Genomic DNA, 14,320 nt, shown 5'->3' with positions numbered 1-14,320 from the left:
AGGTTAACATGCGCCCGCTTTTTCCAATAATGGAACAATCTAAATAGGTAAACGGCAATGCCAGTAAACTCTATTTTGGGCGTGTTTGCAAAATCGCCAATTAAGCCTCTTCAAGAGCACATGGACAAAGTACACGATTGCGCATCGTTACTCGTCCCCTTTTTCGAAGCCACGATCACAGGTAACTGGGACAGTGCAGTTCAATTACGTAAGCAAATTAGTTTAGCCGAGAAGCAAGCAGATTCACTGAAGCGTGAAATCCGACTTACTCTGCCAAGCGGTTTATTTATGCCAGTAGAACGAACAGATTTATTGGAACTTTTAACTCAACAAGACAAGATAGCCAACAAAGCCAAAGATATTTCCGGTCGTGTTATCGGCCGTCAGCTGTTAATCCCTCAGGTCATGCAAGTCCCATTTATTGCTTATCTACAACGCTGTATCGATGCGGTAGCACTAGCAAAACAAGTCATTAATGAACTCGAAGATCTGTTAGAAACAGGTTTCCGTGGCCGTGAAGTCGACTTAGTGGCAAAAATGATCAATGAACTCGATATCATCGAAGAAGATACTGACGATCTACAAATTCAGTTACGCCGTCAGTTATTCGCTATGGAATCTGAATTGAATCCTGTCGATGTGATGTTCCTCTACAAAACGATTGAATGGGTCGGTGGTCTTGCAGATCTTGCCGAACGCGTCGGTTCGCGTCTTGAGCTTATGCTGGCTCGCGTTTAACAAATTAAGGTTATCAAGGTATCAATATGGTTGATGCAGGTATTGAGGTGGCTAACGTCTTAGTCACCAATGGCCCGTGGCTTATTGCCATTGCGGCTGCATTTGGTTTTCTCATGGCATGGGGTATTGGGGCGAATGACGTTGCCAATGCGATGGGAACCTCTGTAGGTTCAAACGCAATTACAATTAAACAAGCGATTATTATCGCAATGATCTTTGAGTTTTCCGGTGCATTTTTAGCTGGGGGCGAAGTTACCAATACCATTCGTAGCGGTATTATTGATTCTAGCTATTTCACTGCGACTCCTGAATTGCTGGTTTACGGCATGATAGGATCATTGTTGGCAGCAGGTATTTGGCTTGTCGTCGCATCGGCCCTTGGCTGGCCGGTATCAACGACTCACTCCATCGTCGGTGCGATTATTGGTTTCGCCGCCGTGGGTGTTGGTGCAGATTCAGTCTCATGGGATAAAGTGGGCGGGATTGTAGGCTCTTGGGTCGTAACCCCTGCTATTTCGGGCTTTATGGCATTCATCCTCTTCCAAAGCACTCAAAAACTCATTTTCAACACTGACGATCCATTGAGTAATGCTAAGCGTTTCGTACCTTTCTATATGGCATTTGCTGGTTTCATCATGTCATTAATGACGATTATGAAAGGCTTATCCCATGTTGGTCTGCATTTCTCAGTTACCGAGTCTTACCTACTCGCAGGTGCTATTGCTGCTGTAGTTGGTATCTTAGGTAAAATCGCCATTTCACGCTTGCAAATGAGTGATAAAGCAGATCGTCAAACCCAGTTCAAAAACGTTGAAAAAGTGTTTGCGATCCTGATGGTTTTGACTGCTTGTTGTATGGCTTTTGCCCATGGTTCAAACGATGTAGCAAATGCGATTGGCCCATTAGCGGCGGTTGTTTCTGTCGTCAATAGCGGTGGTGAGATTGCAGCGAAATCACCTCTAGTCTGGTGGATTTTACCTTTGGGTGCCGTAGGTATTGTGATGGGTCTGGCGATTTTTGGTCAGCGCGTTATGCAAACTATCGGAAAAAACATCACTCACTTAACGCCAAGTCGTGGTTTTGCGGCAGAATTAGCCGCGGCAACAACTGTAGTTATTGCTTCTAGCACTGGTTTACCTATTTCTACCACACAAACCTTAGTGGGTGCGGTATTAGGTGTAGGTATGGCCCGTGGTATCGCAGCGATTAACATTGGTGTGGTACGTAATATCGTCGTATCTTGGGTTGTGACCTTACCAGCAGGTGCTGGCCTATCAATCATCTTCTTCTATATGATTAAAGGTATTTTTAATTAAGAAGTCTCGCTAAATGTGTTGCTGACATTAAGCAGTATTAGCGCCTAGGACTAGAAGGTCGTAGGAAAGATTGAATTAAATTGGAATGGTCATAGCATGGATGCCGTAAAGTTGAGGGAAGTCTATGACTTCCCTCTTGCATTACAGGCCTCAAATCCCTAGCATGTGCAGACTATTTCGTTGATGAGAATACAAAAGTGTTTAGACTCCTGACTCTGGTAGGAATGATCTTGCTGTCTTCCAACCTGCTGGCCGAAGGCCAATCCCGCTACATCTCGGATAACGTGTTTCTGTATCTTTTAGGTGGCCCTGGTACTGAGTTTCGAATTGTTGGATCAATTGAAGCGGGTCAACCTGTGACACTGCTCAACGAAACTCAAGGTGATTACTCCAAAATAATCGACCATAAAGGCCGTGAAGGTTGGGTACAAACCAACTTGATCAGTTCGACTCAAAGTTTCCGTGAGCAAGTCCCTGCGTTAACAACTGAACTCGCACAGGCCAAAGCTAAGTTAGCAGAAGTATCAAGTTCAACGGATAATCATGCCGACGAACTGCTCGAATTAAAGGCTAAACTAAGCGAGTTAGAAACCAACCTAGCTAAAACGACTCAAGAACGTGATCAACTGAAAAATGCGGTAGATCGCACCGCTCAAGACGAGCGTTTTGAACTTTGGCGCCAAGGTGGATTAATCGCAGGCATGGGCTTAATCCTAGGCATTATTTTAGTGTATTTACCTAGACCACAACGTCGCAATAAAAAACGTTGGATGTGAGTCTGACACACAACAAGTCTTAATTTACCTTCCAAAAGCCAGTGTTTTCAAACACTGGCTTTTTTGTCAATCAAGCGTTACATCGACTTATTAACAAGCTAATCAAACAAGCTTCACAATCTTTCACGCTATAGTGTTGTCCGTCACATTTTGGTTGTATAATCTGCGCGCGCAAACCTTCATATTGTATACAAAATATCAAATGCGTTTGGCGCCTCCCAATTTGTTTCAACAATAGCGCCCCAATAACGGCCAAGATGGAAGCGATAACTATGTTCAAAGCGAGTGAAGTGCTGGCAGGCCGCTACGATTCTGCCAATCTCGACGAACTGTTCAAAGCAGTCAGCGACAACTACATTGTTGATGAAGAACAATACTTGTCAGAGCTGATCAAACTAGTTCCCTCAAGTGATGAAGCCATAGAGCGCGTCACTCGTCGTGCCCACGAACTGGTCAATAAGGTTCGTCAATTCGATAAAAAAGGCTTGATGGTCGGCATAGATGCCTTCCTGCAACAGTACAGCTTAGAAACACAGGAAGGCATTATCCTGATGTGTTTAGCCGAAGCTTTACTGCGAATTCCCGATGCGGCCACTGCCGATGCGCTAATTGAAGATAAGCTTTCAGGCGCTAAGTGGGATGAGCACATGAGCAAGAGTGACTCAGTGCTGGTTAACGCATCGACCTGGGGCTTAATGCTCACAGGTAAAATCGTTAAACTTGATAAAAAACTCGATGGTACCCCAAGCAACTTGCTGAGCCGCTTAGTGAATCGCCTCGGTGAACCCGTAATCCGTCAAGCCATGATGGCAGCGATGAAGATCATGGGTAAGCAGTTCGTACTGGGCCGCAACATGAAAGAAGCCCTAAAAAACAGCGAAGACAAACGTAAGTTAGGTTATACCCATTCATACGACATGCTGGGCGAAGCGGCGTTAACTCGCAAAGATGCCGAGAAATACTATACCGATTACGCCAATGCGATAACTGAGCTCGGTGCTCAAAGCTATAACGAAAATGAATCACCGCGCCCAACAATCTCCATCAAGCTATCGGCATTGCACCCACGTTACGAAGTGGCCAATGAAGACCGCGTCTTGACTGAACTGTACGACACAGTGATTCGCCTGATTAAGCTGGCACGTGGCTTAAATATCGGTATCTCTATCGATGCTGAAGAAGTCGATCGCCTCGAGTTATCACTAAAACTGTTCCAAAAACTGTTTAATTCTGAAGCAACTAAAGGCTGGGGATTACTCGGCATAGTAGTACAAGCCTACTCTAAGCGTGCCCTGCCCGTACTGGTTTGGTTAACGCGTCTAGCGAAAGATCAAGGGGATGAAATCCCAGTTCGCTTAGTTAAAGGCGCCTATTGGGATAGCGAACTTAAGTGGGCGCAACAAGCTGGCGAAGCCGCTTATCCACTCTACACTCGCAAAGCCGGTACTGACGTTTCTTACCTCGCCTGCGCCCGTTACTTGTTATCGGATGCGACTCGCGGTGCTATCTACCCACAATTTGCTAGCCACAATGCGCAAACCGTTGCGGCAATTTCCGATATGGCGGGCGATCGTAACCATGAGTTCCAACGCTTACACGGCATGGGACAAGAGCTGTACGACACGATTCTGGCTGAAGCCGGTGCTAAAGCGGTACGTATTTATGCCCCTATCGGTGCCCATAAAGATCTACTGCCCTATTTAGTCCGTCGTCTGCTAGAAAACGGCGCGAATACTTCGTTCGTCCACAAACTGGTGGATCCTAAAACCCCCATAGAGTCATTAGTGGTACATCCGCTAACAACGCTGACGGGCTATAAAACCCTGGCTAACAACAGAATCGTTTTACCTGCCGATATTTTCGGTAGCGATCGCAAAAATTCCAAGGGACTCAATATGAACATCATTTCCGAATCTGAGCCATTTTTCGCGGCACTAGAACAGTTTAAAAATACCCAATGGCAAGCGGGCCCTCTGGTTAACGGTAAAACCTTAACTGGCGAACATAAAACGGTTGTTAGCCCATACGACACTACCCAAACCGTAGGTCAAGTCGCCTTCGCCGACAAAGCTGCAATCGAAGCAGCCGTCGCGTCTGCTGAAGCAGCATTTGCCTCTTGGGCACGCACACCAGTGGAAACCCGTACATCTGCACTGCAAAAATTGGCCGATTTATTAGAAGAAAACCGCGAAGAATTGATCGCTCTTTGTACCCGTGAAGCGGGCAAGAGCATTCAAGACGGTATCGACGAAGTCCGTGAAGCCGTTGATTTCTGTCGTTACTACGCAGTACAAGCCAAGAAGATGATGGCAAAACCTGAACTACTTCCAGGCCCAACGGGTGAACTGAACGAACTGTTCCTCCAAGGCCGCGGCGTATTCGTGTGTATCAGCCCATGGAACTTCCCATTGGCCATCTTCCTCGGTCAAGTCTCTGCGGCATTAGCGGCGGGTAATACCGTCATCGCAAAACCCGCGGAGCAAACCTCAATTATTGGTTACCGTGCGGTTCAACTCGCTCATCAAGCAGGTATTCCTGTCGAAGTGCTGCAATTCCTACCGGGTACTGGTGCGACTGTGGGTAGCGCAATTACGGCCGATGAACGTATCGGTGGCGTGTGCTTTACCGGTTCAACTGGCACAGCAAAACTGATTAACCGCACACTCGCCAACCGCGAAGGCGCGATTATTCCATTAATCGCCGAAACTGGCGGCCAAAATGCCATGGTAGTGGACTCTACCTCTCAACCCGAGCAAGTGGTTAACGATGTGGTTTCATCGTCATTCACCAGCGCGGGCCAACGCTGCTCCGCACTGCGCGTGCTCTTCCTCCAAGAAGACATCGCCGATCGCGTGATCGAAGTCCTGCAAGGCGCCATGGATGAGTTAGTGATTGGCAACCCAAGTTCAATCAAAACCGACGTAGGCCCCGTGATTGACGCCACCGCCAAAGCCAACTTAGATGCGCATATCGATCATATCAAGCAAGTCGGTAAGCTTATCAAGCAAATGCCGCTGCCTGCTGGCACTGAGAACGGTCACTTCGTGTCGCCAACTGCAGTGGAAATCGACTCAATCAAAGTGCTCGAAAAAGAACACTTTGGCCCAATCCTGCACGTGATCCGCTACAAGGCAGCCGAACTGAGCCAAGTGATCAACGAGATCAACAGCACAGGCTTTGGCTTAACCTTAGGTATCCACAGCCGTAACGAAGGCCATGCCCTTGAAGTTGCCGACAAAGTGAACGTAGGTAACGTCTACATTAACCGTAACCAAATCGGCGCTGTGGTCGGTGTACAGCCTTTCGGTGGTCAAGGCCTGTCAGGCACAGGTCCTAAAGCCGGTGGCCCACACTACTTAACCCGTTTTGTGACTGAAAAGACCCGCACCAATAACATCACCGCTATCGGTGGTAATGCGACGTTACTGTCACTGGGTGATAGCGAAGAATAAGCTTGCTCACATCTTCAGCTTTAAGCTAAGACCATTGTATAAAGTTAAGGCCAGACACTGTCTGGCCTTTTTATTACATTAATCAAAATCAAAGTCGTGGGGCTTCACCCCACACCCGACCAAGGAGGACTGCTCGTCCTATCCTCCTTGCCTATTGGTTTCACATCAGCCAAGACGCCCCAGCGGAGTTGAAAGCCCCTTGTGCTCATTGCCAAATTTGCTATCGCTTCCGAAGTCCTCGCTTTACATCCATGTAAAGCACTCCAGTTTGGCAATCACAGCCTCTCGCTCATTAGCGTGAAAATCACCGATTTTCATTCGCACCTGCACCTGCGAAAGCTAGCTCGGCATCCATGCCGAGACTCACGCAATTTGTCTATTCGCCCTGCGGCAACTCCGAGGGGAGGTGTATTCTGTTGCTTCGGAGTTAGCTGTTAATAACAAGAGAGTGGTGCCTATCTAATTTTACACTGCTAACCACTGAGTATCCTGTTAGCCTGAACATGCCTCAATTCAGCATTTTCGTTACAAAATTTAACAATGGATGTCTTAATAAATTATAGTTTTTTGGAGCTTTTTGTCTGAATCATTTTTCGATTTATTGTTAGTTATTTCCTTATGCCAAATCTCGATTTCGTTCTTTGATTTAAGTATTTCTTTATCTGATAACAAACTTTGAACGTGAGGCAGGTATTTATCGACAGCTGAATTTCCTAGTTCTTTCGATACAATTAGAAGGCTATAGGCTTGCAATATGTCTTTCTTGACGCCCAACCCCCTATAAAAATGATTGGCTAGCGTTTGAGCTGCTAAGGCATTGCCGTTTAATAATGCACGTTTACAATACTCAAAAGATTTTTCGTAATCGATTTCCGTACCCCAGCCATTTTGATAATAATCACAAACTTTGCGTTGCTCTGTATCGTCTCCTTGTGCAGAAGCTGCCAAATGCCATTTAAGAGCTTTTTCATAGTTTATTTCAACGCCTTCACCCGTTTCATACGCAGAAGCTAAAAATATTTGTGAAGGACGATCTCCTAAACTAGCTCCGGAGGAAAAAGCTTCAAATGCTTGTATGAAATCATTTTTCCCCGTTATTACGCCATCTTTATGCATAATACCAAGATGAAAATATGCATTACCCACATCATGTTTTGCTGCAAAGGAAAAGTACTCAAATGCCGTTTGGTAGTTTTGCTCTACTCCCTTCCCATATAAATAAAAGACCCCTAGAGCTGATGCACACTTGGGCTGGGTTTCTGCACAGGTTTTTAAGTCGTTCATGTTAATTTTATTTGAGAGAACTTCAACATTAGGAGGAGTAAAAGATATATTTTTAGTCGAAGCATCTGTTGAGCTTTTGGCTTCAACAAGACCAGTAACTGTGGTTAAGGAGATCATAAAAATAAAAGACTTAAGCATATTGGTTCCTTCCGTTTGGCCTAGCTGATCTTGTTACAGTGGTTGTTATAATAAACCATTTGGCAGATACGACATTAGCATACATATCTTTATCATTTAAGGTAAAGAACCAGATACGGTTTATGAAGATGTAAGGAAATTAATTAAGACACTCATGAAAAATTCAATGTGCCACCCATTTTTAAATGTCCTGTTATTGATAACTCACTTTCGGGTTTATGAATGGTTAGGGTAATTGAGCATTGCCATAAATTGACCATTCACGGCATGGTAATGCTAGTCTTTTGGAACAGCAGATTACACTGATTTTCGAAAGGCAAACCATGGTAAGAGGCGAGACGACCGTCCGCCCCATGGACGGGGCGGTCGAGCATCCACGGACGGACTAGCTGCGTGTCGTCGAGTCAGTACCATGATTGGCCTCACTCCTATTTTTGGCCTGACGCCAATCATAACTTCCTCTCAGGGATACAACGTTTAACAAACCGCCATTCACTATTATAGTTACGTTTTTAAGTTGTTGTGTGAACAACACCTTTAGCATGAACTTTTAAGCCCATTCCTCCCAAATGAGTCAGCTCTAAAGCAGGACTTCAAAACTACCAATGTGAGCGGCTTCAAATTGTGAATAGGATGGATTTCAAAGTGATACTAGGGGATTGCGCCTAAGAGATAAAAACCTTCATAATCAGCCTTCAATCAATCGATTGATTTTCACTTTATCAAGGTCACTTTCTCAAGGTAGCTATGACATTTTCGTTGTTAGATATTTCTGCATTGGTGTGGTTTATCGTTTCTTGGGCTGGCTACACCGCCTTTGCCCGTAGCAAGGCGAGAGATACAGACTGTATTGCCCGTGGTCTGCATAAGCATAGAATTTACTGGATGCTAGAGGTAATGACCCGCGGCGTGCGTGTGGGGGATGCGGCGCTACTGGCCAACCTTGAGCGAAATATTGCCTTTTTTGCCTCGACTACGCTGTTTGTGCTCGCGGGTGTACTGACCTTATTTGCGCAAGTTGAACGACTAGAAAGTGTTATTGCGACGATTCCCTTCGCTACGCCACCGAATCATGCGCTGGTGCAAGTCAAGTTAGCTCTACTAGTTGGCATTTTTGTGATGGCCTTCTTCCAGTTTACTTGGTCGATGCGCCAATACGGTTTTGTGAACGTGATGATAGGCGCGGGTCCTCTGGACACCGATGGCTCAAATGACAATCTCAAAGCCTATGCAAGACAAATGGCAACAGTGCAAGATCAAGCGGCACACTCCTATAACTATGGTTTACGCGCCTATTACTTTTCAATGGCGGTATTGTGCTGGTTTGTACACCCGATACTCTTTATCTCGGCCAGCTTATTTGTGGTCGCAACCTTATATCGCCGCGAATTCAAGTCCCGTGCCGTTCTGGCGATCACAGCGGCAAAAGGCCATCTGCAAATAGAGAGCCAAGTGCGGGAAACCGCCCGCAACCACAAAATAGAATCATAGCCTTGGCGGTTTAGGCTGCCGCGTCATCTTGATTGGAATTATTGTTCTATACTCTTTGGGTTATGTTTCTATTGAATTACTGGGAGAGTGCCATGAGCGATAACTTATTAACCTTAGATGAAGTGTGCAAAATGCTAGATAAAACACCAGCGACCATTAAACGCTTCGCTCGGGAGAATTTACTCTCAAGTGTTCAAGATGGTGACGAATTAAAATTCCCTGAAGCGGAAGTTAAACGCTACCTCGCCTTTTCACAACGCTTAGGCTAAAACGCATCAAGTAACTCACGGCAAATAAAACTGAGTAATCAGTATGTAAGCCGTTTGAATTTGAATTTGTAAAGGTGGCTTGAATTGAAATGTGATACTCGAATTAAAGTACGCTGCTTAAGTTTAAGTCGTCGATAGCGAGTTAAAACAAACGGTGAATGCGATATGGACAGTGACGCTCAAAGGGATTTGAACTTAGCCATAGCGGTTTGTTGCGAAGGATTGGTTAGGCAAAATCTAGCGGTGTAAACCATAAAACTTAAGCGATGAAACTTTAAGCTATTAAGCCTCAAGCTGTTAATCCAAAAGATTGAACCATTACTTATTATTTAAAGCCTGCTGCAACTGCCGATAGGATAACCACTCCCGCTGCACTTCACTTAGGCCTAAGTCAGCGGCGAGTTGTTGTAATTGCACTTCATATTTAGGCAATAGGGTTTCATCATTGGTCATAATCGCGAGTTCAGCAAAATCCCCTAAACCTTCGATATGATCGATTGTTAGATGAAATTCATCCAGAAAATAGATACTGCGGCGCTTTTTAATTTCCAGTACACACTCATAGCCTAAGGTATGCAGCATACTTTTTGCTTTTGTTGCTTCAGTGATATTCACGGCTTCACAGCGGTCTTTTTCTGGCCCTTTCACTATCCACAGCATTATCCCCGATGGCTGCATCTCACGGATACACAAGCTCTTGTGCTCACCTTTAAGTGACTGTGATGGCAGATCAAAGTAACAGTCATGCTCAAGGTTATCTTCGAGCATGACCTCGGGATTTCTCATTTGTAAGGCAGCGAAAAAAGCGTGGCGATCCAATAAGCGATATTTAAGCTCGACCTCAAACTTACCATTAAAATGGGCATTAATTTGTGGGGCTAATGCTTCCGGCATCGCAGGGTTCATAGATTCATATCCGCTTTTAATGGGTAAAATATATCGCTATTTATAATATTGAGCGCCAACGTCTTAATTCCAAAAGATTAAATCCAAAACCTTAAGCGAGTCTTTGGTACAAGGCCTGATACTCTGCACAGTCTTCAATTAAGCTCTGGTGAGTGCCAGACGCAATAATCTTCCCCTGACCGAGTAAATGAATTTGATCCATCTTCGCCATAGCCGTTAAACGATGGCTAATCATCAGCAAGGTTTTATCCTGAGCAAATTCAAACAGTAAACTTAAAATTTCCCGCTCGGTGCGTTTATCTAGCCCTTCTGTTGGCTCATCGAGCAATAACAGCGGCGCATCACGCAGCAGCGCCCTAGCAACACCAATTCGGCGCTGCTCGCCACCCGAAAGCTGACGTCCACCTTCACCTATCCACCTATCCAGCGGTTTATCACCCGTGAGTAAAGCGCCAAGTCCGACCCGCTGTAACACATCAATCAAGCGCTTATCGTGGGCAGTGCGTTTCTCGCCTTCGATAACTGGTAAGGCTATTACTAAATTTTCCCGTAAAGTGCCCGCAAACAAATAGATGCGTTGGCTAATCACAGTCATCGCATCCCTAAGCCCGCGCTCGCTGTACTCTGCAAGTGCATGACCGTCGAGCTTGATGTGCCCTTGCTGCGCTTGCCACTCGCGGGTAATCAGCGCCAGTAAACTCGACTTACCGCAACCCGTTGGCCCAAGTAGCGCGACTTTTTGCCCCGCTTTTATCTCAAGGGACAAGCCTTGCAGCACGTGTTGATCGTCTCGATAACCAAAGTGGATATCTTCAATCTGCAATGCGCCAGATTTTGCCTTAAGGCCAGTATCGGTAACAAATTGAATATCGGCCTCTTGTTCGGTGATTTCGTTAATCCGTGTCGCCGCCAATACACAGCCAGACAAATGCTGAAACGCGCCCGCGATCGGCATCATCATTTCAACGCAGGCCATAGTGGCAAACACCATAAGCGCAAACATAGGGCCCGGCGGCACAGCATCACCCACGCCTTGAGCGGCCAAATACAGCATCATGATCAAGGCTGAGCCAGTGGAGAGGATCAACATGGCTTGGCTGAGCGCTGTGATATTGGCCATCGCACTTTGGCTTTTAAACAGATTTGCCTCAGCCTCGTTTAGTTTTTGCCTGAATCTGTCGTTGGCGCCAAATAGGCTGAGCTCGGCTTGGCCTTGCAGCATATCAAGCAACAGCACCCGATAATGACGCTTAGTTTCGAGCATAGTACGGCTCGGCATGTGTCCAAGGCGATAAAATAGCAGTGGCATCACCAGCCAAACGGCGACTAAAAATAGGCAGAGACTCAGGGCCAACTTGGCATCGAACCAAGCGAGAAACAGATACAAGAGCCCAGTAATCAGCAGTGATGCCGCCATAGGCGTGAGCAGTCGCAGATATAGATGATCTAGGGTATCGATATCGGCCACTAAGCGATTGAGCATGTCGCCACGGCGTAGCCCCTGCAGATTTTTAGCACTTAGCGGTAAGAGTTTTTGCCACGCCCAAACGCGAAGCTCAGTCAGCAACTTAAAGGTCGCCTCATGGGTCGCTAAACGCTCGCCATAACGACTGGCAGTACGGGCAATGGATAAGAAACGCACGCCGCCCGCAGGAGTAAAAAAGTTAAAGGACTGGGCCGTAACTATCGTCAAACCCGCGACCGCGGTAGCAGAAAGAAACCAGCCCGACAGTGACAGTAAACCTATGCCAGCCATTAAGGTAATAATGGTCAGCAGCAAGCCCACGGACATCATCAGCCATTGGCGTGAGAATAATCGAATAAAGGGGATTAGCACTTTCATTGGGCCTCTCCTTTAGTGGGCTCGGCGGCACTGTCGAGTAAAGCGCCACAATCAAGCTGCGCATCACTGCCGCTGACCGATAACGATACAAGTTCAATATCCGCCACGGACTCAACATTTTCACGCAGTAAAGTTTGGAATAAGCCGTTTGTGTTAGACAAAGTGGTAAAGTCGCCCCGCTGTACTATCAAGCCTTTATCGAGCACAAGAATAGTATCCATTTGATCTAACTGATCTAATCTATGGGTCACCATAATGCACATCTTACCCGCCATGGCCCGATTTAACGCAGAACTCACCGCCTGCTCACTCTGGCTATCTAAACTGGCCGTAGGCTCATCAAGGACAAACAAACTCGCCTGCTGCCCAAGCGCCCTTGCTAAGGCAATACGTTGGGCTTGGCCGACGGATAAACCGGAAGATTGCTCACCGACTGGCGCATCTAAACCCAGTGGCTGCGCCTTAACGAAGTCGCTGATATTGGCCTCAGCCAGTAAGTGCCACAGCCTATCGTCAGGCAAAGTTGGGTCGGCTAAAGCTACGTTATCCCGCACAGTACCGTGGAATAACTGCGGTTCTTGGCCCAGCCAAGCTAAATGCTGGCGCCAATGGGCTAAATCTAATGCGGATAACTCATGGCCATTGATCAGCAAATGTCCCTTGTAAGGTAAAAATCCCAATAAGGCATTGAGTAAACTGGTTTTCCCCGCGCCGCTTGGGCCAACTAAGGCTAAACGTTGATTGTCTTTTAATTCAAAACTCAGCGGGCCGAGTAAACGCGTGCCATCAACACTAAACACTTCAAGATTGTCGGCACTCAGGGTTTCTATGCTATCGATGCGCACTTGGCCGACAAACTCAGGTTCGGGATGTTCGAGCAAGGTAATTAAGGCTTCCGCGGCGCCGACGGCCTGCGCCTTAGCATGGTAATGAGTGCCCATGTCCCGCAGCGGTTGATAAAACTCAGGGGCTAAAATCAGAATAAACAGCCCAGTAAACAGGCTAAAAGGAATACCGACTATTTGAGGATCTGTACTCGAGCTGATATTGGCATGGGCGCCATAGTAGCCAAAATCCAAGTGACCTAAGTAACTGAAACCAAAATAAACCGCCAACACGGCAATCGAAACCGCCGCAAAAAACTCTAGTACCGCCGAGCTTAAAAAAGCCATCCGCAGTACCGACATAGTGCGACTACGGAACTCTTCCGAAGCAGTGGCGATCACCTTTAGCTCAGCATCACCACGGAGGAAGAGTTTCAAGGTGCTTAAGCCTTTTAATCTATCCATAAAGTGGCCGCTTAATCTTGCAAGCGCACTGAAATTCTTGCGATTGGCATCGGCAGCGCCCATGCCAACTAAAATCATAAACATAGGGATTAACGGCGCAGTGAGTAACAGGATTAAGCCTGCCGCCCAGTTAATCGGGAATACCGCCGCTAAAATGAGGATGGGAATAAAGCCAGCAAGGCTGATTTGCGGAAGGTATCTGGCATAAAAGTCTTGTAAATCTTCGACTTGCTCTAGCACTATGCTAGCCCAACTGCCTGCGGGTTTACCTTTAATAAACGCCGGACCTAGCTTAGTCAACTTGTCCATTACTGCCGCGCGGATATGACCACGTAGACGCTTACCCGCCTCAAAACTGGCGCGTTCACGTCCATAAGCCAGCAAGGCACGCAGTAACATCAAGGCAATTAACGCAATAAAATGAGGTGTATAGGTATCAATACTCACGCTGGAACTGACCATCTGGACATTGTCAGTGAGCGGCATGACTTGCTGCCCCATGATCACGCCATCGAGAATCGTCGCGATAATATAAGCCTGCGCCACCATAGCGACGGCGCTTATCATCCCAAGCCATAACGACAATTTAAGGAACAAGCCACAGGCTTTTTTCTGGGCTTTAAGCCAAACAAGCAGGGATTTTTCTAACGACTTATCCATGGTGCTCCAACAAGAAAACAATTAAGCGACTCGTAGCGAGGATCGGCTATCGATAACGACTCAGTTTACGGGGCTTGCAACGGCTAAAAAGTTCCGATAGGGGCGCAGTATCGCAGGCATCTAAAACAGATGAAACCCTATCACAGACTTTTGCTAGC

At 46.5% G+C, this 14,320-nt stretch carries 10 protein-coding genes; 6 read left to right on the top strand and 4 right to left on the bottom strand.

Translation table 11 applies throughout. The annotated features are described in order from the left end of the window. Positions 1–57 precede the first annotated feature (57 nt). The 4 genes from L5M71_RS06045 (at position 58) to putA (ending at position 6,282) form a co-directional block, all read left to right on the top strand. Positions 58–738 carry a TIGR00153 family protein gene (locus tag L5M71_RS06045; protein WP_105251552.1) on the top strand — a complete coding sequence of 227 codons (681 nt, stop codon included), beginning with the start codon at positions 58–60 and terminating at the stop codon, positions 736–738. Positions 739–764: 26 nt separating this feature from the next. Continuing rightward, positions 765–2,054: an inorganic phosphate transporter gene (locus tag L5M71_RS06040; RefSeq protein WP_212600432.1), complete on the top strand. Its 1,290-nt coding sequence runs from the start codon at positions 765–767 to the stop codon at positions 2,052–2,054. Between the two features lie 224 nt (positions 2,055–2,278). Further along, on the top strand, positions 2,279–2,830 hold the full coding sequence (locus L5M71_RS06035) for a TIGR04211 family SH3 domain-containing protein (protein WP_113939030.1): 552 nt from the start codon (positions 2,279–2,281) through the stop codon (positions 2,828–2,830). Positions 2,831–3,087: 257 nt separating this feature from the next. Further along, entirely contained in the window at positions 3,088–6,282 is a 3,195-nt protein-coding gene (gene putA, locus L5M71_RS06030) for a bifunctional proline dehydrogenase/L-glutamate gamma-semialdehyde dehydrogenase PutA (RefSeq protein ID WP_263207187.1), read from the top strand. A gap of 549 nt (positions 6,283–6,831) precedes the next feature. Here putA and L5M71_RS06025 read toward each other — a convergent pair. After that, positions 6,832–7,704: a tetratricopeptide repeat protein gene (locus tag L5M71_RS06025; RefSeq protein WP_263207185.1), complete on the bottom strand. Its 873-nt coding sequence runs from the start codon at positions 7,702–7,704 to the stop codon at positions 6,832–6,834. A gap of 747 nt (positions 7,705–8,451) precedes the next feature. Between L5M71_RS06025 and L5M71_RS06020 the strand changes: the two genes are divergently transcribed. After that, on the top strand, positions 8,452–9,195 hold the full coding sequence (locus L5M71_RS06020; protein WP_131524297.1) for a DUF599 domain-containing protein: 744 nt from the start codon (positions 8,452–8,454) through the stop codon (positions 9,193–9,195). A 92-nt stretch (positions 9,196–9,287) separates the two neighbouring features. Next, positions 9,288–9,464 carry a helix-turn-helix domain-containing protein gene (locus tag L5M71_RS06015; RefSeq protein WP_006082937.1) on the top strand — a complete coding sequence of 59 codons (177 nt, stop codon included), beginning with the start codon at positions 9,288–9,290 and terminating at the stop codon, positions 9,462–9,464. A gap of 318 nt (positions 9,465–9,782) precedes the next feature. Here L5M71_RS06015 and cyaB read toward each other — a convergent pair whose 3' ends face one another. The 3 genes from cyaB to cydD form a co-directional block, all read right to left on the bottom strand. Beyond that, complete coding sequence (cyaB, locus tag L5M71_RS06010) at positions 9,783–10,370, bottom strand: class IV adenylate cyclase (RefSeq protein WP_263207182.1); 588 nt, start codon at positions 10,368–10,370, stop codon at positions 9,783–9,785. A gap of 91 nt (positions 10,371–10,461) precedes the next feature. Further along, positions 10,462–12,213 carry a heme ABC transporter ATP-binding protein/permease CydC gene (gene cydC / locus L5M71_RS06005; RefSeq protein WP_263207180.1) on the bottom strand — a complete coding sequence of 584 codons (1,752 nt, stop codon included), beginning with the start codon at positions 12,211–12,213 and terminating at the stop codon, positions 10,462–10,464. Further along, positions 12,210–14,162, bottom strand: coding sequence for a heme ABC transporter permease/ATP-binding protein CydD (cydD, locus tag L5M71_RS06000; protein WP_263207177.1), 1,953 nt, complete (start codon positions 14,160–14,162; stop codon positions 12,210–12,212). Before cydD ends, cydC begins: the two co-directional genes overlap by 4 nt. Positions 14,163–14,320: the final 158 nt, after the last annotated feature.

This window comes from Shewanella sp. SW1, from assembly GCF_025653545.1.
GTDB classification, from domain to species: domain Bacteria; phylum Pseudomonadota; class Gammaproteobacteria; order Enterobacterales; family Shewanellaceae; genus Shewanella; species Shewanella oncorhynchi.
Note: the sequence above shows the minus strand (reverse complement) of the source record. Positions and strands in the feature narration are given on the sequence as shown.

Coding starts and splice junctions, on each gene's coding strand:
- L5M71_RS06015 (WP_006082937.1), top strand. CDS start 9,288: ATGAGCGATAACTTATTAACCTTAGATGAAGTGTGCAAAATGCTAGAT.
- cyaB (WP_263207182.1), bottom strand. CDS start 10,370: ATGAACCCTGCGATGCCGGAAGCATTAGCCCCACAAATTAATGCCCAT.
- L5M71_RS06025 (WP_263207185.1), bottom strand. CDS start 7,704: ATGCTTAAGTCTTTTATTTTTATGATCTCCTTAACCACAGTTACTGGT.
- L5M71_RS06020 (WP_131524297.1), top strand. CDS start 8,452: ATGACATTTTCGTTGTTAGATATTTCTGCATTGGTGTGGTTTATCGTT.
- cydD (WP_263207177.1), bottom strand. CDS start 14,162: ATGGATAAGTCGTTAGAAAAATCCCTGCTTGTTTGGCTTAAAGCCCAG.
- cydC (WP_263207180.1), bottom strand. CDS start 12,213: ATGAAAGTGCTAATCCCCTTTATTCGATTATTCTCACGCCAATGGCTG.
- L5M71_RS06045 (WP_105251552.1), top strand. CDS start 58: ATGCCAGTAAACTCTATTTTGGGCGTGTTTGCAAAATCGCCAATTAAG.
- L5M71_RS06040 (WP_212600432.1), top strand. CDS start 765: ATGGTTGATGCAGGTATTGAGGTGGCTAACGTCTTAGTCACCAATGGC.
- L5M71_RS06035 (WP_113939030.1), top strand. CDS start 2,279: ATGATCTTGCTGTCTTCCAACCTGCTGGCCGAAGGCCAATCCCGCTAC.
- putA (WP_263207187.1), top strand. CDS start 3,088: ATGGAAGCGATAACTATGTTCAAAGCGAGTGAAGTGCTGGCAGGCCGC.